The sequence below is a fragment of the Ruminococcoides bili genome (genome assembly GCF_040093295.1).
GTDB lineage: Bacteria > Bacillota > Clostridia > Oscillospirales > Acutalibacteraceae > Ruminococcoides > Ruminococcoides intestinale_A.
Map to the genome: position 1 here is coordinate 22,950 of NZ_JBBNJY010000017.1, position 22,427 is coordinate 45,376.

Below are 22,427 nucleotides of genomic sequence, written 5' to 3' on the forward strand. Positions count from 1 at the left end.
GTTGTCGGTCATCAGCAAAACCGAGATTACATTAATTAAAAAATTAGAATAATGTTGAAACTACATCTCCAGTTGCAATAGCAACTGTTGTACCACCAGGAGTGATTGAAGAATCAAGGTTAGTAGTACCATTCATCCAATAGCACTTATCATCAGCTGCACACCATGAAAGTGTATATGTATCACCACCGATTGTACGAGTATCACCAACATGAATGCTCTGAAGTGACTTTTCAGAAATTACATCAGCTACTGTTGCAGCATCAGTATAAACAGATGTATCTTTAGCAACGATCTGAGCGTGAGCCTCTTTAAGAGCAAGCTCAAGTGTCTGTGCGTCTGAAAGTGCAGTGCTTCTCTGTGATGATGCGATTGTTGAAGATACAACCGGAATAGCGATTGCTGCGAGAATTGCAAGGATTGCAATTACTACTACGAGCTCTACGAGTGTAAAGCCTTTTTTGCTGTTCTTCTTAACTTCTTCGATTTTTGCAGTTTTTACTGCCTGAATTTCGTTCATTGTTTTTACCTCTCTTTTTAATAATAATTTGTGAGCCGTTTTGTGGAAACCGCAACGACGGTTGCTGATAGGATTTTGCGTTACCGTTCCCGTTAAACAAGTTTATTATATAACATTTTTGCAAGTCTTGCAATATATTTTTACCAAAAAAAGTTAAAAAACGCATTTTTATAACATTGCACAAACTTTACTGCGTTAAATTGTTAAAAGTGCCGTTAATTTTTTCTGTTTGAAAGATTTAGCGTTGTAATATTTCCGTCTTTTATACACCCGTTTGCTTGGTCGTAAAGAGCAATAGCCTCATCGGGTAATTTTGTACCGTCAATGGTTTTGTCGTTTGCATCAAATTTGCCGTCATTATTTGAATCAACTGCAAAATACACCTTGCTTTTACAGATAACAGGATAATACGGTGTGCCAAAAAGAAGTTCGGGCTGAATAATATGCTCAAGTTTATTAGCGGCTATAACTTCAGAAATTTGTATAGTATTTGTGCTTGCATGGATATATTTTGTGTTATCTTCACCCGCAACAGCCGCATCGGCTTCTTTAAAGGCATATTCTATGGTGTTTGCGTTGGTTTTTGCCCTGCTTACTATAGATGACTTAGTAGTAGATGCAACTATTGGTATAGCTATAGCTGCGAGAATAGCTATTATGGCAATTACCACTACGAGTTCTACCAATGTAAAGCCTTTTTTGCTTTTGATTTTTTTTGCAAGACCTAACGATTTAAATCGCACGCTTATGCGTGAATTTGGTGTTCTTTTTTCTTTCATTTTTCTCCCTCATTCAAAATATAATATTTTGCAAAATATTATTACAGCAAATATTGTACACCGAAAGTAAAAATAATGCAAGTGCATTTTTATAGTTTTTATGCCGTTTTTTTTATTAATTTGTTGAAAATAATAATACCCTTGATTTATTAAAAAACAGTACCGATTGTAAAACTTTTTTAATAATTTTGTTGATATATTGCTTAAAAGACGGTTTAATTTAATTATATATTAAACACGGATTTTCGTAAAAATTCTCTATACTATTTATATAGGGATTTTTTTAACGGTTAAATAACAGTTAAATTTTCGTTTTATCATTTACAAAACCGAACATATGTGGTATGATGTTAAATGTTAAATTATGTATTTTTATCGGAGGATTTTACTATGGACGCTTATAAAAAGGAATTTATTGAATTTATGGTTGATTGCCAGGTGCTTAAATTTGGCGATTTCGTAACAAAAAGCGGCAGAAAGACACCTTTCTTTGTAAACACAGGCTTTTACAGAACAGGCGCACAGCTTAGAAAGCTCGGCGGCTACTATGCAGAGGCTATCAAAGAGAAATTCGGTCTTGATTTTGATGTTCTCTTCGGACCTGCATACAAGGGTATTCCGCTTTCTGTTGCCGCTGCTGTTGCTATCAGCGAAAAGTACGATACAGATATTCGCTACTGCTCAAACCGTAAAGAGGTTAAGGACCACGGCGATAAGGGTATTTTACTCGGCAGTCCTATAAATGACGGCGACAAGGTAGTTATTATCGAAGATGTTACTACAGCCGGTACTTCTATCGAGGAAACTCTCCCGATTATCAAGGCGCAGGGCAATGTTGACCCTATCGGTCTTGTTGTATCCGTTGACAGAATGGAGAGAGGCAAGGGTACAAAGAGTGCGCTTTCTGAAATTGAAGAGAAATACGGCTTGAAAACAACCGCAATCGTTACCATGGCAGAGGTTGTTGAGCACCTTTACAATAAGGAATACAAGGGCAAAGTTATTATTGACGACAAGCTCAAGGCTGCAATTGACGCGTACTATGAGCAGTACGGTGTAAAAGAATAATTACTTAACAGAAATTTAATCGGAGGTGAATGGCGTGGCAAATGAGCATACAGGACACCGTGACCGTGTTCGCAAAAAGTTTCTTGAAAACGGATTTGACGGCTTTGAGCCGCACGAGGTGCTTGAAATGTGCCTTTTCTATGCCATTCCCAGAAAAGATACAAATGCGCTTGCACACCGTTTGCTCGACAGGTATTTAACCGTTGCGGGTGTGTGCGACGCACCTGTTGACGAGCTTATGCGTGAATTTTCACTTTCGCAGTCTTGTGCGGTTTTTCTGAAAATGCTTCCCGAGTTTTCGAGAGTGTATAAAGAATCAAAAACGGAAAATCATAATGTCATCGAGCTTGATCATCTCGGAGAAATGTTTATAAATAAGTTTATAGGCAGAACAAACGAGGCAGTTGCGCTTATGCTCGGAGATGCAAAGGGCAGAATGATTTTCTTTGATATTATCGCCAAAGGTTCGCTAAGTTCGTCGGATGTTCCGCTTAGGAAAATCGTTGATCTTGCGCTAAGGCACAACGCAAAGACCGCTTTTTTAGGACACAATCATCCGAGCGGCTCGGCATTGCCCTCGCAAAGCGATCTGACTTCTACAAAAATCATAAGACGAACTCTTGACAGCATAGGAGTAAGCCTTGTTGACCATTATATTGTGACGGAGTTTGACTATGTTTCCCTGCGTGAAAGTGAAATGTCGGGAAGTATTTTTTTATTGTAATAAGGTTTGATTTTATGGAATTTAAACTGAAATCTAAATATAAGCCTACGGGTGACCAACCTGCTGCGATTGATGAGCTTGTAAACAGCATTGAGTCGGGCAACAGAGAGCAGACTTTGCTCGGCGTAACGGGTTCGGGTAAAACATTTACTATGGCTAATATAATAGAAAGAACGCAAAGACCTACCCTGGTGCTTGCGCACAACAAAACTCTTGCGGCACAGCTTTGCAGCGAGTTTAAGGAGTTTTTTCCCGACAATGCGGTAGAATACTTTGTGTCTTATTACGATTACTATCAGCCGGAGGCATACATTGCCAACACGGATACTTATATAGAAAAGGACAGCGCTGTAAATGACGAAATAGACAAACTCAGGCACAGCGCTACTCTTGCGCTTTCTGAAAGACGAGATGTAATTATAGTTGCTTCGGTTTCCTGTATTTACAGCTTGGGCGACCCGATTGATTACCGAAATATGGTAATATCTTTACGCCCCGGTATGGAAAAAAGCCGAGATGACCTTGTGAAAAAACTCGTTGAACTGCAATATGAGCGCAACGATGTTAATTTTATAAGAAATAAGTTCAGAGTAAGGGGAGATGTGGTCGAAATTTTTCCTGCCGCATCTAACGATTCTATAATAAGAGTAGAATTTTTCGGCGATGAAATTGACCGTATATCCGAGATTAACCCACTTACGGGAGAACTAAAGGCGGTTTTGCGTCATGCGGCAATTTATCCTGCGTCACACTACATTGTTTCTAAGGATAAAATGGCAACCGCACTCAAAGAAATTGACCGTGAACTTGAAGAAAGACTTGCGTATTTTCGTGAGAACGGAAAATTGCTTGAGGCACAAAGAATTGAACAGCGCACACGCTATGATATGGAGATGCTGCAGGAGATTGGCTTTTGTACGGGCATTGAGAACTATTCGAGAATTTTGTCGGGCAGAAAGCCCGGTTCTTCGCCGTTTACTTTGCTTGACTATTTTCCCAAGGATTTTCTGTTGTTTGTTGATGAGTCGCATGTCACTTTGCCGCAGGTAAGAGGAATGTACGCAGGCGACCATGCACGAAAGAAAAATCTTATTGATTACGGTTTCCGCCTGCCGTCTGCATTTGACAACAGACCGCTTAATTTTGACGAATTTTACGACAGAATAAATCAGGTTGTGTTTGTAAGTGCAACTCCGGGCGACCTTGAACTTGAAAAATCACAGACAATAGCAGAGCAGATTATCAGACCTACAGGACTTCTTGACCCTGAAATTTCGGTAAGACCTACCGAGGGACAGCTTGATGATTTGGTTTCTGAAATTAATATAAGGGTGAGCAAAAAGCAGAGAGTGCTTATTACCACTCTTACCAAGAAAATGGCGGAGGATTTGACAGCATACCTTGAAACAATGGGTATCAAGGTGCGCTATATGCACCACGATATAGACACCGTAGAGCGTATGGAAATTGTCAGAGATTTGCGCCTCGGCGAATTTGATGTGCTTGTCGGAATCAACCTTTTGCGAGAGGGTCTTGATATTCCGGAAGTATCGCTGGTTGCCGTGCTTGACGCCGACAAAGAGGGATTTTTACGCAGTGAGCGTTCACTTATCCAGATTTGCGGCCGTGCCGCACGAAACAGCGAGGGCACTGTAATAATGTATGCCGACAGTGTAACCGATTCTATGCGCAAGGCGATTACCGAAACCGAACGCAGAAGAAAAATTCAGCAGGCATACAACAAGGAACACGGCATTACGCCGACCACTATTGTTAAAAAAGTCAGTGAAATTCTTGAAATTTCTACACATACAGATGATGAATTTAAATCGGCTAAAAAGCTGAACAAGGCTCAAAAGCAACAGCTTATCGAGAGCCTTACTAAGGAAATGAAAGCTGCCGCAAAGCTGCTTGAATTTGAACACGCCGCATATCTGCGTGACAAAATCAAAAAGCTCCGTGGCGATAAATGAGGATTGATTAAATGGCTAAAACCAAAGCAGTTGAATACGGTGATTCAAGTATTTCTGCCCTTAAAGGCGCAGACAGAGTACGAAAAAGACCTGCGGTTATTTTTGGCTCTGACGGTATTGACGGCTGTCAACATTCAGTTTTTGAAATTCTTTCTAACTCTATTGACGAGGCGAGAGAGGGCTACGGCAAAAAAATTACCGTAACAAGGTTTTCCGACGGTTCTATCGAGGTAGAAGACCACGGCAGAGGTATTCCCGTTGACTTTAACGAAAAAGAAAATGAGTTTAACTGGAAACTTGTATTCTGCGAAATGTACGCAGGCGGTAAATATAACAACAACGAGGGAGAAAACTATGAGTTTTCGCTCGGTATGAACGGTCTCGGACTTTGCTCAACACAGTACAGCTCCGAATATATGGATGTTGATATTCGCCGTGGCGGTACCCGCTATACCTTGCATTTTGAAAAGGGCGAGAATGTCGGCGGCTTAAAAAAAGAGCCGTACAATAAAAAGGATACAGGTACAAAAATCCGTTGGAAACCTGACCTTGAGGTATTTACCGATATAGACATTCAGCCTGAATATTTTCTTGACATAATGAAAAGACAGGCTATTGTCAATGCGGGCGTTGAATTTGTGTTCAGAAATCAGAACGGTAAGAGCTTTGACACCACAACTTATTGCTATGTAAACGGTATTGAGGATCATGTTGCGGAGGTCATCGGCGAAAACGGTTTTACTTCGGTTCAGCATTGGACAACGGAGGTAAAAACCCGTGACCGTGACGATAAGCCGGAATATAAATGTAAAATTGATGTTGCGGTTGCTTTTTCAAATCAGACAAGACTTACCGAGTATTACCACAACTCAAGCTGGCTTGAGCACGGCGGTGCTCCTGATAAGGCGGTGAGAACTGCTTTTCTTTATCAGATAGACAATTACTTAAAGACAAATAATAAATACAATAAATCGGAAAGCAAGATAAAATTTGATGATATTGAAGACTGCCTTGTGTGTGTAATTTCTTCGTTTTCGAGCGTATCTTCGTATGAAAACCAGACTAAAAAGTCAGTTACCAACAAGGGTATTCAGGACGCAATGACTGCTTTCTTAAAGCAGAGCCTTGAAGTTTATTTTATCGAAAATCCGCTTGAGGCAGACAAAATCGCACAGCAGGTGCTTGTAAACAAGCGCAGTAGAGAGAATGCCGAAAAAACAAGACTTAACATAAAGAAAAAGCTTTCGGGCAGTCTTGATATGACAAACCGTGTAGCTAAGTTTGTTGACTGCCGCAGCAAAAATGCCGAGGAAAGAGAGCTTTTTATAGTAGAGGGTGACTCTGCTCTCGGTGCTTGTAAGCAGGCAAGAAACCCTGATTTTCAGGCGATTATGCCAATCAGAGGTAAAATACTTAACTGTCTTAAGGCTGATTATGACAAAATTTTTAAGAGCGAAATAATTACGGATTTGCTTAGAGTGCTCGGCTGCGGTGTTGAGGTAAAGTCAAAGGCCAATAAAAACTTGAGCGAATTTGACCTTAACGCACTGCGTTGGAATAAAGTTATTCTCTGTACCGATGCCGATGTTGACGGATTTCAGATCAGAACATTGCTTTTGACAATGCTGTACAGACTTACTCCTACGCTAATAAACGAGGGAAAAGTCTTTATTGCGGAATCACCGCTTTATGAGATTACAGCTAAAAATGATGTGTATTTTGCGTATGACGAGGCGGAAAAAGATAAGTTTATTGCGGAAATCGGCAAAGAAAAATTCACAATTCAGCGTTCAAAAGGTCTTGGTGAAAACGAGCCTGATATGATGAACCTTACAACTATGAATCCTGATACTCGCAGACTTATAAAGGTTATGCCGACAGACGCTGAAAAAACAGCGGAAATTTTTGATATTCTGCTCGGTGACAATCTTCAGGGCAGAAAAGATTACATTGTGGCTCATGGTAACGAGTACATTGACAATCTTGATGTAAGCTAACGGGAGGTGCGAATTTATGGCAAAAAGAAGAAGAACACAGCCTGCCGCAACGGGAAAAACACACGGTGTTATCAACGGTGCGGGTGAAGTTGTAGAACAGAACATTGACTCTACAATCAGAGAAAACTATATGCCTTACGCAATGAGCGTTATTCTTTCCCGTGCTATTCCGGAGATTGACGGATTTAAACCGTCGCACAGAAAGCTGCTTTATACAATGTATAAAATGGGACTTTTAAACGGTGCAAGAACAAAATCCGCTAATATTGTCGGTGCAACTATGAAACTTAATCCGCACGGCGATTCGGCGATTTATGACACTATGGTGCGACTTTCGAGAGGCTACGAAGCGCTTTTACATCCTTATGTGGATTCAAAGGGTAACTTCGGTAAATTCTACAGCCGTGATATGGCATGGGCGGCATCAAGATATACAGAGGCAAAACTTGACAAAATCTGTAACGAGCTTTTTCGTGATATAGATAAAGATACCGTAGACTTTGTTGATAACTACGATAATACAATGAAAGAGCCGTCACTTTTGCCGGTTGCTTTTCCGTCTGTACTTGTAAATACAAACACAGGTATTGCGGTAGGTATGGCGTCAAATATCTGTTCTTTCAATTTAAAAGAAATTTGCGAAACCACGGCGGCGCTTATTCGTGACCCGAACCACGATGTTATGCAGACATTGCCTGCACCTGATTTTATCGGCGGCTGTCAGATTATATATGACGAAAGTGCATTGCGCCAGGTTTATGAAACAGGCAAGGGCGGTATAAAGCTCAGGGCAAGGTATGAATACGATAAATCGGCAAACTGTATTGATGTACTTTCAATTCCGAGCACAACCACTTGCGAAGTTATTATTGAAAAGATTATTGACCTTGTAAAAGCAGGAAAAATAAAGGATATTGCCGATGTTCGAGATGAAACGGGTATTGACGGTCTTAAGATAACGATTGACCTTAAGCGCGGTGTCGATCCCGACCGACTTATGGCAAAACTTTACCGTTTTACAACGCTTGAAGATTCATTCTCCTGCAATTTTAATGTACTTATCGGCGGAGTGCCGAGGGTGCTCGGTGTTAAGGCTTTGCTTGAAGAATGGATTGCATTCAGAATTGAATGTGTAAGACGAAGAACATATTTTGACAGAAACAAAAAAGCCGAAAAACTCCACCTTTTAAAGGGTCTTGAGGCTATTTTGCTTGATATTGACAAAGCGGTTAAAATTGTAAGAGAAACAGACGAAGAGGCAGAGGTTGTACCAAACCTTATGATCGGATTTGGTATTGACGAGGTTCAGGCAGAGTATGTTGCAGAAATAAAACTTCGTCATCTGAACCGTGAATATATTTTAAAGCGTACGGCAGAAATTGAGGCACTTGAAAAGGAAATTGCCGAACTTGACGAAATTCTCAAGAGCAAGACAAGAATTAAAACCATAATTGTAAAGGAGCTCAAAGAGATTGCCGAAAAATACGGTCAGCCACGAAAGAGTATTATAATTTACGAAGATATCGTAAGTTATACGGAGGAAAAGGACGATGTTCCTGATTACCCCGTAAATCTTTTCTTTACAAAGGAAGGCTATTTCAAGAAGATTACTCCGCAGTCGCTTAGAATGAGCAGCAACCATAAGCTCAAGGACGGCGATGAGATTGCCCAGACCTGCGAATTTTCAAATAATGGCGAATTGCTGTTCTTTACCGATAAATGTCAGGTTTACAAAGCAAAGGCAGCGGATTTTGCCGATACAAAGGCAAGCACACTCGGCGACTATGTACCTGCAAAACTCGGTATGGACGAGGGCGAAAACGCTGTATATATGGTTGCAACAAAGGATTATAAGGGTATTCTGTTGTTTGCGTTTGAGAACGGTAAACTTGCAAAAGTGCCGCTTGAGGCTTATCAAACAAAGACAAACCGAAAAAAACTTACGGGCGCTTATTCCGATAAATCACCGCTTGCGGGAATGGTATTCTTTACAGAGGATAAAGAATTTTTGTTGAAAGCGTCATCAGGCAGAATGTTGCTTATTCATTCGGGTGCAATTAATCTGAAAACAACCCGTTCGACACAGGGCGTGGCGGTTATGAAACTCAAAAAAGGTCACAGACTGTTTGAAATTTCGGAGTATGTTGAGGGAACATTTGCAAAGCCGCAGAGATACAGAACGAAAACACTTCCTACTCTCGGCGCTATGCCTGCAAATGAAGATTCAACCGACGAACAGCTTACGCTGATTTAACTGTATATTTCACCTTTGGAAATATATCAAAAAAATTTAAATTTTTTCAAAAAAATCTTGCAAAATCTATAATTTTATGTTAATATAAATTAGTTAGTTTTTGTATTTGGAACTTATTATACATTTATATTACAGAAAGGAACGGTATAATATGGGCGTTTGGGGTATTGTTCTTGGTTCAGTGCTTATCGTAGCAGCCATTGCAATTATCATCGTAATTATTCTTCAGCAGGGCAACCAGCAGGGTATCGGTGTTGTTTCCGGTGCTGCTGACTCTTATTTCTCAAAAAATAAGGCTCGCTCGATTGATGCAAAGCTTGCTCGTTTTACAAAGTTTTTTGCAGCAATTTTCGTAATTATCGTAATTGCACTTAATGTACTTGCTTATTTTGTCGGAAAAAGTTTCTGATTAAGCTTGTAATATTTTTAAAATTTCAAACATAATTATAGACCGTAGGTTAGTCCTGCGGTCTATTTTTGTTTTTATGGTTTAGCAAATTGATTTGCAAATTAATTATAAAAGTTTGGTCGAACTTTAAAAAGGCTTGACCTAAATTTTTAAATTATTTTGCCTAACATTTAGAGCAAAACCAATTTATCCTACATATATAAAAGACTCTGTTTTACAGTATTGTTTATGCTAAAGGAGCTGTTAATTATGCCTTTGTGGGGAATAGGATTAATATTTTTCGGTGCATTTTTGCTGTTTGCATTTGCTCATTACATAAGTAAAAGCAGACATCCGTTTAAAAGAAGTCTGCTTTCAATGGCTATAGGAATTTTAACGCTGATTGCGGTAAATCTGACAGGCTCTTTTACAGGTGTGTACCTGCCTGTAAGCCTTGTGTCGGTGTGTTGTGCCGCATTTGGCGGAGTGCCCGGAGTAACGCTGATGCTTGGACTGAATTTATTTTTTTAAATCAATTTCTGTTTGTTTTATTTTTATCCAAAAGCCTTGCAAAATCAATTAGCAAGGCTTTTTTCTGCACTTAATGTTTTTATTTTCAAAGAAAACGGCTCATTTGATTATAAGGGCTTAAAAATGGCTGATTTAAACAAAGACGGCATTATTGTTGTAAGAGATGTTACCGAGTTGAAAAAATATTTCAAAATAAAAATATTTTAATCGCTTGATTTCATTATATTTTAAGTGCTTTTTATAGAATAATCGATATAACAAAATACCGACTCGCATTAAAATTGCAAGTCGGTATCTTGTTTCTTAATATTAATCTTATCAATTGCTTTTATAATCATAAAAGACTTTCGAGTGCTTCGCCTACGCTTTCTTTGTTTTGTGTGAGCATGGCGAGGATTACTTTATAAAAAGTTGTTGGGTTTTCGTAAAAATTCTTTTTGATTATTTGTGCCTGCGGCATATCCGGAGCAAAAATCGAAAAACTCAGCAAATCAAGATTTCCGCCCGAAATTTTGCAGTTTACATTGTAACCCATATCGGTTTTAACGATTTCTACGCTGTTTTCACGCTCTTTTTTCTTTTGCGCAAGCAGGTTTATTGCGCAGTCATACGCTTTTTCTTTTACGGTGTAGGCAAGTATGGTGTCGAGCTGATTTGCAATCATAACTCCGTTTTCGCTGACGGTATATGTCTTTATATCTCCGTCGGAGCCTTCTTCAATTATATTTCCTTTTTCAATAAGATCGTCAAAGCATGAACTTGTTTCAAAGTAATTTGCAAGGCTTTCCTCACATATTGAGTCAACAATAATTTCTTTGCTGACGGGTTCTTTAATTGAATTTAAAAGATAGCATATAAGAATACGAATTTCGTATTTGCTCCTCATTCCGCCCGGGACAATACCCTCGTCAAATGTATCAAAAGCCATAGTTTCACCTAATTTCAGTTTAATTTATTTAATTATATCATATAAAAATATAAATGTGTAGAGAAATTTTATAATAACCGAAAAAATATTCCGATATGTATTGCTTTTGCGGTTAATTATGTTTTAATTTAACAGTAATTAAGGCTGAATTTTCATATTTAAAAAATTGCCGATATGGAGAAAATATTATAAATAAACACACATAAAATTTCGCAAATAAAAATATTTTAATAATATAGTAACCTAAATGTTAAAAATATTTTAAAAATTATAGTATAATTTGAAAAAATAATTGACTGTATATTGTTCTTATGGTAGAATGTTGTTGTGAAAGGAGATGTGAATATGGAAGAGTATATGCCTTTTGTCTGGATTGGTATTGCAGTGGTTATGGCTGTGGGCGAAGCCGCAACAAATCAGCTTGTTTCAATATGGTTTGTCGTAGGTGCACTTTGCGCTGCCGTATCCTCTCTTATTACTTCGTCTGTGCTTGTTCAGGTTATAGTGTTTATCGTAGTTACCTGCGGTACGCTCATTGCTACAAAACCGCTTGTGGATAAGTATAAAAAAGGTCATAAGGAGGTAAAAACAAATTCCGACAGATTTATTGGGCAAACAGGTGTAATGCTTACCGATATTGACACTTTGGAAGCAGTGGGTCAGGTAAAGGTGAGCGGTGAAGTCTGGACCGCAAAGCTGAAAAATCCTACACCTGTAAAGAAAGACGACAAAGTCAAAATCCTTGCCATTGAGGGTGTAAAAATGATAGTTGAACCTTGGCAGGGAGAATAATTATTGAATGGAGAAATCAGAATGGGACCGTTAATTGTAATTGCAATTATTTTATTAATCATTTTAATTGCTATAATCAGCAATGTTAAAATCGTACCGCAGGCGCACGCTTATGTAGTTGAAAGACTCGGTGCTTATCACTCAACTTGGGGTACGGGCTTGCATGTAAAAATTCCTTTTATCGACAAAGTTTCAAGAAAAGTATCTTTAAAAGAGCAGGTAGTTGACTTCCCGCCTCAGCCTGTTATCACAAGAGATAATGTTACTATGCAGATTGATACCGTAGTTTATTTTGAAATTACAGACCCTAAGCTTTACAGCTACGGTGTTGAGCGTCCGCTTAACGCTATTGAAAATCTTACAGCAACCACACTTCGTAACATAATCGGTGAACTCGAACTCGACAGCACACTTACTTCCCGTGACACTATCAACGATAAAATCAGAATTATCCTTGATGAGGCTACAGACGCATGGGGTATCAGAGTAAAGCGTGTTGAGCTTAAGAACATTCTTCCGCCTCGTGAAATTCAGGACGCAATGGAAAAGCAGATGAAGGCAGAGCGTGAAAGAAGAGCTAAGATTCTTGACGCCGAAGGTGAAAAGCGCAGTCAGATTCTTATTGCGGAAGGTCTTAAAGAGTCTGCTATTCTAAAAGCTGACGCTGTTAAGGAACAGAAAATCAGAGAGGCTGCCGGTGAGGCAGAGGCTATTCTTACAGTACAGAGAGCTAATGCCGACGCTCTTCGTATGCTCAATGAGGCTGCTCCTACAGACAGAATCATTCAGCTTAAATCTCTCGAGGCGTTTGCAAAAGCAGCTGACGGTAAGGCTACAAAGATTATTATTCCGTCGGAGCTCCAGTCAATTGCAGGAAATGTTGCCGCAATTAAGGAAATCTGGAAAGATGAGCCTGCAAAGAAGTAATACAGTATAATTCTAAATCAAAATATGGCATAAGGGTGCAGTTTTTATCTGCACCCTTAGGTGCTTTTTTATAGGAAGTGAATTAATGGTTCTTATTCTTTGGACATTTGTTATATTTTCGTTTTTAGGCTGGGTCGGTAATGTTATACGAAACCTTGCGGTATATAAAAGGTTTAAAAATAACGGCTTTCTGACTTCTCCGTTTTTCCCTATGTACGGACTTACGGCTGTTATTTGCAGAGTGGTTTTGACTCCGCTTGCAAATTATCCGTGGCTTTTGCTTGCTGCTTCGATTGCACTTACAACCGCCGTAATAGTTCTTTCGGGATTTTTGTTTGAAAAAATCCTCGGATTTAAAGTATGGGATTATTCGCAGTCAAAACTTAGCATCGGCAGTTATATATCTTTGCCTTATGCATTGTTGGCAGGACTTTTCGGATTTGGTTTTATAAAAGTATTTATGCCCGTATCCGACGCACTTGTTATGCTTATTCCGACTACAGTCAGCTATATAATTTTGTTTGCTCTGCTTGCAATAATTTTGCTTGACTATATTTTTTCTGTGATTACGGTTATAAGATTAAAACGCAGAATAAAATATTTAAGCAATATTGAAGAATTGCTCGGAGATGATGCAGACGAGGAAAAAATAAAACTTATAGGCGAAAACTGTAACAGACTTTTTACGGAAAATATTTTAAGAAGAAGACTTGCAAATGCATTTCCTGACCTTAAAACAAGCGTTTATCTCGGTATGATTTCAGATAAAGTGGGCGAGGTCAAGGATAAAAATATGACCGAATATACGGCTGTTTTTGAGAATAAAGAAGAACGACCTTTTGCGTTCGGACTTTGTTTTACAAAGTTGTTTTATCTGTTTGTGATAGGCTCGTTTTTTGGCACGATACTTGAAACTTTGTGGGCGTTTATGATTGACGGTAATTTTCAGGTGAGAGTGGGACTTGTGTACGGACCGTTCATTCCCGTTTACGGCGGCGGAGCGTGCTTTTTGACTGTTGTGCTTTATAAGCTGTATAAACTTAACGATACGCTTATTTTTGTAATCAGCGCAGTGGTTGGTGCAAGTTTTGAGTATTTTTGCTCATGGTTTCAGGAAACTGTTTTTGGTACGGTATCATGGGATTACAGCGATACTCCGCTGAATTTTAACGGACGAACAAACCTTATGTATGCGCTTATCTGGGGCTTTCTGGGACTTGTATGGGTACGCTTTGTTTATCCGTGGATGGCAAGACTTATTGAGAAAATTCCAAAGCGTGCAGGCGGAGTAATGACGGCGGTACTCATAATATTTATGGTATTTAATGCATTTATGTCTTGTGCGGCGGTTTACAGATGGCAGGACAGGGCAGAACACCCAAAAACGGATAACGCTTTTATACAGTATATAGATTATCATTTTGACGATGAGAAAATGGAATTTCTGTTTCCGAATATGAAAGCACCGGAAAAAGATTAGCAGTGAATTGAAAATTCAGAGTTCAACTCGGGCAGCAGGTAAATATATCTGCTGCCCGTTAATTTATGGTTTAGCGCATTGTTTGTTGTGAAAGTTTAAAAAACATCGACTTCTGTGTCAATTATAAAATTTTTAATCAAAACTGCGTTTAAACTGTAAATTAGCTTATGAATTTCAAAATAATTCCTGTCACATATTGCATTTTATTCTGATTTTTTATATAATGGTAATTAAAGTGATTTTAGGGCAATGAATTTTTGCCTTTGCAGAAACTTTGTCTAAACAATTTTGCCACCGTTTTTACGGTGCCGTTAAAAGTTAAGGAGTGTAATGATGAAAAAGGTTGCTATTATTATGGGTTCTGACAGTGATTTCCCTGTAGTTTCAAAGGCTGTCACAAAGCTTAAGGAATTTGGTGTTCCATATGAAGTGCATGTTATGAGTGCTCACAGAACTCCTGATGCTGCTATTGAATTTTCAGGCAGCGCAAAGAAAAACGGCTTTGGAGTAATCATTGCAGCAGCAGGTATGGCTGCTCACCTTGCAGGTGTGCTTGCGGCAAAAACAACTTTGCCTGTAATCGGTATTCCTTGCAAATCAGCCGCTTTTGACGGTATGGATGCTTTACTTGCAACAGTTATGATGCCGACAGGTATTCCTGTAGCTACAGTTGCTGTTGACGGCGCTGCGAATGCTGCAATTCTTGCAATCGAAATGCTCGCTCTTTCTGACGATACACTTGCAGAAAAGCTCGAGAAAATGAAAGCAGATATGGAAGAGGGCGTAGCCAAAAAGGATGAGGCTATGCAGCTTAAGGTGGCAGAACTTTGATTAAGTATGTTGATATATATGACAAAGACAAGGTAAACGATGAATGCGGCGTGTTCGGCGTTTATAAAGACAGCAGTGATGATTTCAATATTGCATCCCTTACCCGTGAGGCTTTGTACGGACTTCAACACAGGGGACAGGTAAGTGCAGGCATTACTGTAAATAACAATGAAAATTTTACTACCGTAAAAGAATTCGGTATGGTGTCAGAGGTCTTTAACGATAAGGCTATAGATAAACTCGGCGACGGAAACATTGCAGTCGGTCATGTGCGTTACAGTGCGCACGAAAGCCTTGACAGAGCGGCAAATCAGCCCCTTGTTATGAGATATATTGCCGGTTCGCTTGCTATTGCAAGCAACGGTGCGATTACTAATTTTGCCGAAATTCGCCAACAGCTTGAGCATGGCGGCGCAATCTTTCAGTCTAACTCAAATGTTGAGATTATGTCTTATGTAATCGCAACCGAACGCTGTACCACGGACGAACTTGAAACAGCGGTTTTGTTTGCTATGGATAAACTTGAGGGCGCATATTCCTCAGTCCTTTGCGGTCCGTCAAGACTTATCGGCTTTCGTGATAAAAACGGCTTCCGTCCGCTTTGCATCGGAAAACTTAACAACAGCTATATTATTACTTCCGAGAGCTGTGTAATTGACAGTCTTGGCGGTGAATTTTTGCGTGATGTTGAGCCCGGAGAAATGGTTGTAATTGATGAAACGGGTTTTCACAGTTACAAGTCGAGAATTAAGGCATATAATACATCTATGTGTATTTTTGAATATGTTTATGTTGCCCGTCCCGACAGTGTTATTGACGGTGTAAGTGTTCATAATGCGAGATTTAAGGCAGGTGAACTGCTTTATAATGAACATCCGATTGATGCCGATATGGTATGCGGCGTTCCCGATTCGGGAATTATTGCCGCACAAGGCTATGCTAAGGCGTCGGGTATTCCGTACGGTACAGGTTTTGTTAAGAATAAATACATTGGCAGAACCGTAGGTACGGGAAAAGATAAAAAGAAAAGACTTCTCAAAACAAGACTTACTGCCCTTAAGGCAAATGTAAGCGGAAAGAGAATTATTATTGTTGACGACTCTATTGTGCGCGGCGAAACCGCAAATCATATTGTAAAACTTTTGCGTGACGCAGGTGCAAAAGAGGTTCATATGCTTATAAGCTCTCCGCCTTTTGTATGTCCGTGCTATTTCGGTATGGATATTCACAACAAGGAGTCGCTTATTGCAAATAGGTTTTCACAAGAAGAGATATGCAATAAAATCGGTGCGGATTCTCTTGGCTATCTAAGCATTTCCGGTCTTAACCAAATTGCAGAGGGCGCAGATGTCGGATTTTGCAACGGTTGCTTTACAGGAGAGTATCCTGCGGAAATTCCGAGAACTATATTTGTTGATAAATTCGCAAAGAAAATTAATAAAAAATAATCTGGAGTGATTGAAGATGAAGAGTTTTTCAGAGAGCTACAAGGCAGCAGGTGTTGATGTAACAGCAGGTTATAAGTCGGTTGAACTTATGAAACAGCATGTTGCACGCACAAAAATTGACGGCGTTGTTTCGGGTATCGGCGGTTTTGGCGGTCTTTTTGCCCCAAATGTAAGCGGTATGACAGAGCCTGTACTTGTCAGCGGTACTGACGGTGTAGGTACAAAAATCAAACTTGCTTTTCTTATGGATAAGCACGATACTATCGGTATTGATGCAGTTGCAATGTGCGTAAACGATGTAATTTGCTGCGGTGCAAAGCCGTTATTCTTCCTTGACTATATTGCAATCGGAAAGAACTATCCTGAAAAGGTTGCGGAAATCGTTAAGGGCGTTGCAGACGGCTGTGTTATGTCAGAATGTGCACTTATCGGCGGCGAAACAGCCGAGCATCCGGGTCTTATGCCTGTTGACGAATACGATGTTGCAGGTTTCTGCGTAGGCCTTGCAGACAAGCCGAAGATGATTGACGGCTCAAAACTTAAAGCAGGCGATGTTTTGGTTGCACTCCGTTCTTCGGGCGTTCACTCAAACGGTTTTTCACTTGTAAGAAAAGTTTTTGATATTAACGAAAACACAATCAATAATACATACCCTGAGCTTGACAAAACTTTAGGCGAAACTCTCCTCACTCCTACAAAAATATATGTAAAACCACTCTTTGCTCTTATGAAAGAAGTTGAAGTAAAGGCTGTATCTCACATTACAGGCGGCGGTTTCTACGAGAATATTCCCCGTATGTTAAATGACGGTCTTTCTGCTAAGATTAACAAGAGCGCAGTTCCTGTTCTTCCGATTTTTGACCTTATTCAGAGAGTCGGCGGTATTTCAGAGCACGATATGTTTAATACATTCAATATGGGTGTAGGTATGCTCGTTGCAGTTGATAAAAACGATGCGGATAAGGCTCTTGAGGTTCTCAAGGCAAACGGTGAGGATGCTGTAATCATCGGTGAAGTAGTAGAGGGCAATGACGGAGTTGTAATTGAATAATGAAAAATATTGTTGTTCTTGTATCCGGTGGCGGTACTAACTTGCAGGCTCTTATAGACGCATCGGAAAGAGGGGAGATAAAGGGCGGTAAAATCACCTGCGTTATTTCTTCAAATCCGAATGCTTATGCACTTGAGAGAGCCAAAAATCACAATATTGCTACCGATATAATCCGAAGAAAGGATTATGCAAGCCTTGATGAATACGATAAGGCATTAACCGAGCTTTTAAAGTCAAAAAATGCGGATTTGGTTGTGCTTGCGGGATTTATGACAATCCTCGGTACAGGTGTAATCAGAGCGTTTGAAAACAGAATTATAAATATTCATCCGTCACTTATTCCGTCTTTCTGCGGCGAGGGCTTTTACGGACTTAAGGTTCACGAGCAGGCTCTTGCAAGGGGAGTAAAGGTGACAGGTGCAACAGCACATTTTGTAAATGAGGTATGTGACGGCGGTCCTATCATCATTCAGAAAGCTGTTGAAATTCAAAACGGCGACACACCCGAAATTTTACAGAAAAGAGTTATGGAACAGGCGGAGTGGAAAATTCTGCCAAAGGCAGTTTCGCTTTTCTGCGAAGATAAAATAAAGGTAAACGGCAATGTTACAGTAATTGCCGAATAATTCGGAGGTAAACAATGAAACCAATTTCACTTGAAAAAGAAATCTCTTCTGTTACTTATCCGGGCAGAGGAATTGTTATAGGCAGAAGTGCTGACGGCACAAAGGCTGTAATTGCTTACTTTATTATGGGCAGAAGCGAAAACAGCAGAAACAGAATTTTCGTTGAAACCGAGGACGGCATAAAGACACAGGCTTTTGACGAATCAAAGCTTATTGACCCGTCACTCATCATCTACTCACCTGTAAGAAAGCTTGACAACAAGACAATCGTTACAAACGGTGACCAGACAGATACAATTTATGAGCTTATGAACGAGGGTGAAACTTTTGAGGAATCACTCCGTACAAGAGAGTTTGAGCCTGACGGTCCTAACTACACACCTCGTATTTCGGGTATTGTAAAGTGCAGCGGCGGTGTTATGGAATATGCTATGTCAATCCTTAAGAGTGCAGACGGTATTCCTGACAGCTGTCAGAGATATACATTTATGTATTCCACACCTTTACAGGGCCTTGGCAGATATATTCACACTTATATGGGTGACGGCACTCCACTCCCAAGTTTTGAGGGGGAGCCTACACTTGTAGAGATTGGCAACGATGACATTGATACTTTTGCTGAAAAAGTATGGAATGCACTTGACGAGGACAACAAGGTATCACTTTTTGTTCGTTACATTGACATTGCTTCAGATACGGCAGAGTCAAGAATTATTAATAAGAATAAATAATCTGATTATGAAAGGATGAACTCCAATGAAGGAACTTGCACTTAAATACGGTTGTAACCCTAATCAGAAGCCTTCAAGAATTTATATGAACGAGGGCGAACTTCCTGTTGAGGTACTCAACGGCAAACCGGGTTACATTAATTTTCTTGATGCATTCAACTCATGGCAGCTTGTGCGTGAGCTTAAGGCGGCAACAGGCTTGCCGTCAGCTGCGTCTTTCAAGCATGTAAGCCCTGCGGGTGCTGCGGTAGCTACCGAGCTTTCGGATACATTAAAGAAAATTTATTTTGTTGACGATTTGGAGCTTTCACCAATCGCCTCTGCATATGCGGCAGCAAGAGGTGCAGACAGAATGTCATCATATGGTGACTGGGTTGCACTTTCTGATACTTGCGATGTTCAGACCGCTAAACTTTTGCAGAGAGAAGTTTCCGACGGTATTATCGCTCCGGATTATACAGAAGAGGCTCTTGAAGTGCTTAAGACAAAGCGCAGAGGCACATATAACATTGTAAAAATCGACCCGAACTATGTTCCTGCTCCGATTGAGCATAAGGATGTATTCGGTGTAACTTTTGAGCAGGGCAGAAACGAGCTTAAAATTGACAAAGCTATGCTTATGCAGAACATTGTTACAGAGAACAAAGAGCTTACGGAAGAGGCTAAGCGTGATCTTCTTATTGCTCTTATCACACTCAAATATACACAGTCAAACTCTGTTTGCTATGCAAAGGGCGGTCAGGCTATCGGTGTCGGCGCAGGTCAGCAGTCAAGAATTCACTGTACCCGTCTTGCAGGCAACAAGGCTGACATTTGGTTCTTAAGACAGCATCCGAAGGTTCTTAACCTCCCGTTTGTTGACAATATCCGCAGACCTGACAGAGATAACACTATTGATGTTTACATTTCCGACGATTATGAGGATGTACTTGCAGACGGCGTTTGGGAGCAGTTCTTTAAAACTAAGCCGGAGCCTCTTACACGAGAAGAGAAGAAAGAGTGGCTCGCAACATTCAGCGGCGTTTCACTCGGTTCAGACGCATTTTTCCCATTTGGCGACAACATTGAAAGAGCTAAGCGTTCGGGCGTACAGTATGTTGCACAGCCCGGCGGTTCAATCAGAGATGACAATGTAATTGATACCTGCAATAAGTACGGAATGACTATGTCATTTACAGGCATCAGACTTTTCCACCATTAATCTGCGGGGTGAAGATATGAATATTTTAATGATTGGTTCAGGCGGAAGAGAGCACGCACTTATTAAAAAACTTCTTGAAAGCCCAAAGTGCACAAAACTTTACTGCGCACCCGGTAACGGCGGTATTTCAAGAGATGCCGAAACCGTAAATATCGGTGTTATGGATAAAGAGGCACTTGTCGCTTTCGCAAAAGAAAAGAATATTGACCTTGCTTTTGTAGCTCCGGATGATCCGCTTGCGGCAGGTCTTGTTGACGCTTTTCAGGCTGCCGGTATCAGAGCTTTCGGCCCTAATGCAAATGCGGCTGTAATTGAGGCATCAAAGGTATTTTCAAAGGATTTAATGAAAAAATACGGTATTCCTACCGCTAAATACGAAACCTTTGATAACGCAGAAAATGCTATTGAATATTTAAAGGCAGAGAATACTGCTCCTATCGTAGTCAAGGCTGACGGTCTTGCACTCGGTAAGGGTGTTATTATTGCACAGACTGTTGACGAGGCTGTTGATGCCGTTAAGTCTATTATGGAAGATAAGCAGTTTGGCGAATCCGGCAACAGAATTGTTATTGAAGAATTTTTGACAGGTCCGGAGGTTTCTGTACTTGCATTTACAGACGGCAAGTGCGTAAAGCCTATGGTAAGTTCAAAAGACCACAAGAGAGCTTACGATAATGATGAGGGACTTAACACAGGCGGTATGGGTACAATCAGCCCGAATCCTTACTATACAGACGAGATCGCAAAGGAATGTATGGACACAATCTTTATTCCTACAATCAACGCTATGGTAGCGGAGGGCAGACCTTTCAAGGGTTGTCTTTATTTCGGACTTATGATTACTCCGAACGGCCCTAAGGTAATTGAGTATAACGCTCGTTTCGGTGACCCTGAGGCACAGGTAGTTCTTCCAAGACTTAAAACCGACCTTGTCGATATTTGCGAGGCAGTTATTGACGAAAAACTTGCTGACCTCGACATTGAATGGGACAACGGTGCGGCTGCCTGCGTAGTTATGGCAAGCGGCGGCTATCCTGTTGCATATAAAAAAGGCATTGAAATGTTCGGTATGGACGAAAACGGTCAGGTAGAGGGCGCTACTGTTTATCATGCAGGTACAAAGTATGAAAACGGTAAATTCTACACCAACGGCGGTCGAGTTCTCGGTGTGACTGCAACTGCTCCTACACTTGATGAGGCACTTGCAAAAGCATATGCTGCGGTTGATAAAATCAGCTTTGAGGGTATGCACTTCCGCCACGATATTGGAAAAACTAAGTGATTATTAATGTGTATAATTCATACTGTAAACAACTTTGAGGATGCAAAAAAACTCATAGATGAAAATCCGAATTGTATAATTCTTGATGTGCGTGAGGAAGAGGAGTATGCAACGGGACATGTGAAAGACGCAGTGCTTTTTCCTGTTGATGATATTACCGTCGAATCGGCAAAAGAAGTTATACCGAGTAAGGATTCTATGCTTGTGGTTTATTGCAGAACAGGCAGTCGCAGCAGAATGGCGGCACAAACGCTGTGCAAGCTCGGCTATACCGATATTTATGATATAGGTGGATTGATTGCCTGGCCTTACGGCTTGATTATGGGACTTTAAAATTACAATTTATTGTATAAATATTCCTGATTTTAATGTTAAGAGGGAGTAATCGGTACGCATTTTTGCGTATAGTATTATCGACATACTGGTGAATTTCACCCGGTAATATTTTAAATGATGAGACTCACAGACAGCACAAAGGAAATGTTTTTAATTTAATAACTTAATGTATAATATTTAAGTTGTTGGCATTTGCAAAAGGTTGTCTGTGAGTCTTTTTGACTTTTTAATGGGGTTCTTTGTCAGAAACGGGGGTAAATTATGGTTTAGCGGAGTGTCGGTCGGGCATTGAAATTTAGCTAACGCTAAATTATCCTACCAAAAACAAAAAAAGTTTACTCAATTTTTTCAAAAATTGCGGGTTTGGGCAGCGCCCATAAAATCTTCAGGTATAACAATTTATCAGGCGCAAACAGCGCGACTGTTTGCGTGCTTGCACATAGTTTGAAAAACAGGCGACAGCCTTTTATAAAAGAAATGATTAATTTTTCATTATATATCGAATGGCTTTCTTGTTGCTATCGCTTTTAAAGGCTAACGCCGTTGTGTTCAAGCCGAGA

Annotated in this window: 21 protein-coding genes; 18 read left to right on the forward strand and 3 right to left on the reverse strand. The window is 40.1% G+C overall.

Annotated features, from left to right (window positions below; genetic code table 11):
• Positions 1-43: 43 nt before the first annotated feature.
• Together AAAY30_RS06865 and AAAY30_RS06870 are read right to left on the reverse strand one after the other, a co-directional pair.
• Positions 44-520 carry a prepilin-type N-terminal cleavage/methylation domain-containing protein gene (locus tag AAAY30_RS06865; RefSeq protein WP_296152874.1) on the reverse strand — a complete coding sequence of 159 codons (477 nt, stop codon included), beginning with the start codon at positions 518-520 and terminating at the stop codon, positions 44-46.
• A gap of 215 nt (positions 521-735) precedes the next feature.
• Entirely contained in the window at positions 736-1,299 is a 564-nt protein-coding gene (locus tag AAAY30_RS06870; protein ID WP_271229682.1) for a prepilin-type N-terminal cleavage/methylation domain-containing protein, read from the reverse strand.
• A 390-nt stretch (positions 1,300-1,689) separates the two neighbouring features.
• Between AAAY30_RS06870 and pyrE the strand changes: the two genes are divergently transcribed.
• From pyrE to AAAY30_RS06905, 7 genes are all read left to right on the forward strand, one after another.
• Positions 1,690-2,367: an orotate phosphoribosyltransferase gene (gene pyrE / locus AAAY30_RS06875; RefSeq protein ID WP_022234203.1), complete on the forward strand. Its 678-nt coding sequence runs from the start codon at positions 1,690-1,692 to the stop codon at positions 2,365-2,367.
• Between the two features lie 34 nt (positions 2,368-2,401).
• Complete coding sequence (locus AAAY30_RS06880; RefSeq protein ID WP_417151793.1) at positions 2,402-3,091, forward strand: JAB domain-containing protein; 690 nt, start codon at positions 2,402-2,404, stop codon at positions 3,089-3,091.
• 14 nt (positions 3,092-3,105) lie between these two features.
• On the forward strand, positions 3,106-5,064 hold the full coding sequence (gene uvrB / locus AAAY30_RS06885; protein ID WP_195410744.1) for an excinuclease ABC subunit UvrB: 1,959 nt from the start codon (positions 3,106-3,108) through the stop codon (positions 5,062-5,064).
• Between the two features lie 11 nt (positions 5,065-5,075).
• Positions 5,076-7,061, forward strand: a complete 1,986-nt coding sequence (locus tag AAAY30_RS06890; protein ID WP_499215898.1) for a DNA gyrase/topoisomerase IV subunit B — start codon at positions 5,076-5,078, stop codon at positions 7,059-7,061.
• Between the two features lie 16 nt (positions 7,062-7,077).
• The gene (locus AAAY30_RS06895) at positions 7,078-9,315 is read left to right on the forward strand and encodes a DNA gyrase subunit A (RefSeq protein ID WP_418615617.1); all 2,238 of its coding nucleotides are present in this window, start codon (positions 7,078-7,080) and stop codon (positions 9,313-9,315) included.
• Between the two features lie 151 nt (positions 9,316-9,466).
• Positions 9,467-9,724: a preprotein translocase subunit SecG gene (secG, locus tag AAAY30_RS06900; RefSeq protein ID WP_022234208.1), complete on the forward strand. Its 258-nt coding sequence runs from the start codon at positions 9,467-9,469 to the stop codon at positions 9,722-9,724.
• Positions 9,725-9,973: 249 nt separating this feature from the next.
• Positions 9,974-10,234: a pro-sigmaK processing inhibitor BofA family protein gene (locus AAAY30_RS06905; RefSeq protein ID WP_301965733.1), complete on the forward strand. Its 261-nt coding sequence runs from the start codon at positions 9,974-9,976 to the stop codon at positions 10,232-10,234.
• Positions 10,235-10,568: 334 nt separating this feature from the next.
• Here the strand turns inward: AAAY30_RS06905 and AAAY30_RS06910 are convergent, their stop codons facing one another.
• The gene (locus AAAY30_RS06910) at positions 10,569-11,162 is read right to left on the reverse strand and encodes a DUF4364 family protein (protein ID WP_022234210.1); all 594 of its coding nucleotides are present in this window, start codon (positions 11,160-11,162) and stop codon (positions 10,569-10,571) included.
• Positions 11,163-11,507: 345 nt separating this feature from the next.
• Here AAAY30_RS06910 and AAAY30_RS06915 point away from each other — a divergent pair, with 345 nt between their 5' ends.
• From AAAY30_RS06915 to AAAY30_RS06965, 11 genes are all read left to right on the forward strand, one after another.
• Positions 11,508-11,954 (forward strand): NfeD family protein, encoded by a 447-nt coding sequence (locus tag AAAY30_RS06915; protein WP_117705451.1) that lies wholly within the window; start codon positions 11,508-11,510, stop codon positions 11,952-11,954.
• A gap of 21 nt (positions 11,955-11,975) precedes the next feature.
• Positions 11,976-12,881, forward strand: coding sequence for an SPFH domain-containing protein (locus AAAY30_RS06920; RefSeq protein WP_186935246.1), 906 nt, complete (start codon positions 11,976-11,978; stop codon positions 12,879-12,881).
• An 85-nt stretch (positions 12,882-12,966) separates the two neighbouring features.
• Complete coding sequence (locus AAAY30_RS06925) at positions 12,967-14,361, forward strand: putative ABC transporter permease (protein ID WP_195410747.1); 1,395 nt, start codon at positions 12,967-12,969, stop codon at positions 14,359-14,361.
• A gap of 333 nt (positions 14,362-14,694) precedes the next feature.
• Entirely contained in the window at positions 14,695-15,192 is a 498-nt protein-coding gene (gene purE / locus AAAY30_RS06930; RefSeq protein WP_022234214.1) for a 5-(carboxyamino)imidazole ribonucleotide mutase, read from the forward strand.
• Positions 15,189-16,640: an amidophosphoribosyltransferase gene (gene purF, locus AAAY30_RS06935; protein WP_499215899.1), complete on the forward strand. Its 1,452-nt coding sequence runs from the start codon at positions 15,189-15,191 to the stop codon at positions 16,638-16,640. The genes purE and purF overlap by 4 nt, the downstream gene beginning before the upstream one ends.
• 16 nt (positions 16,641-16,656) lie before the next feature.
• Positions 16,657-17,691 carry a phosphoribosylformylglycinamidine cyclo-ligase gene (gene purM / locus AAAY30_RS06940; RefSeq protein ID WP_022234216.1) on the forward strand — a complete coding sequence of 345 codons (1,035 nt, stop codon included), beginning with the start codon at positions 16,657-16,659 and terminating at the stop codon, positions 17,689-17,691.
• Entirely contained in the window at positions 17,691-18,317 is a 627-nt protein-coding gene (gene purN / locus AAAY30_RS06945) for a phosphoribosylglycinamide formyltransferase (protein WP_022234217.1), read from the forward strand. The genes purM and purN overlap by 1 nt, the downstream gene beginning before the upstream one ends.
• Before the next feature lie 14 nt (positions 18,318-18,331).
• The gene (locus tag AAAY30_RS06950; RefSeq protein WP_022234218.1) at positions 18,332-19,048 is read left to right on the forward strand and encodes an IMP cyclohydrolase; all 717 of its coding nucleotides are present in this window, start codon (positions 18,332-18,334) and stop codon (positions 19,046-19,048) included.
• 25 nt (positions 19,049-19,073) lie between these two features.
• Positions 19,074-20,249, forward strand: a complete 1,176-nt coding sequence (locus AAAY30_RS06955) for a phosphoribosylaminoimidazolecarboxamide formyltransferase (protein WP_294655834.1) — start codon at positions 19,074-19,076, stop codon at positions 20,247-20,249.
• A 16-nt stretch (positions 20,250-20,265) separates the two neighbouring features.
• On the forward strand, positions 20,266-21,531 hold the full coding sequence (gene purD, locus AAAY30_RS06960; protein ID WP_022234220.1) for a phosphoribosylamine--glycine ligase: 1,266 nt from the start codon (positions 20,266-20,268) through the stop codon (positions 21,529-21,531).
• A 6-nt stretch (positions 21,532-21,537) separates the two neighbouring features.
• Positions 21,538-21,864, forward strand: a complete 327-nt coding sequence (locus AAAY30_RS06965; protein WP_252558355.1) for a rhodanese-like domain-containing protein — start codon at positions 21,538-21,540, stop codon at positions 21,862-21,864.
• Positions 21,865-22,427 lie beyond the last annotated feature (563 nt).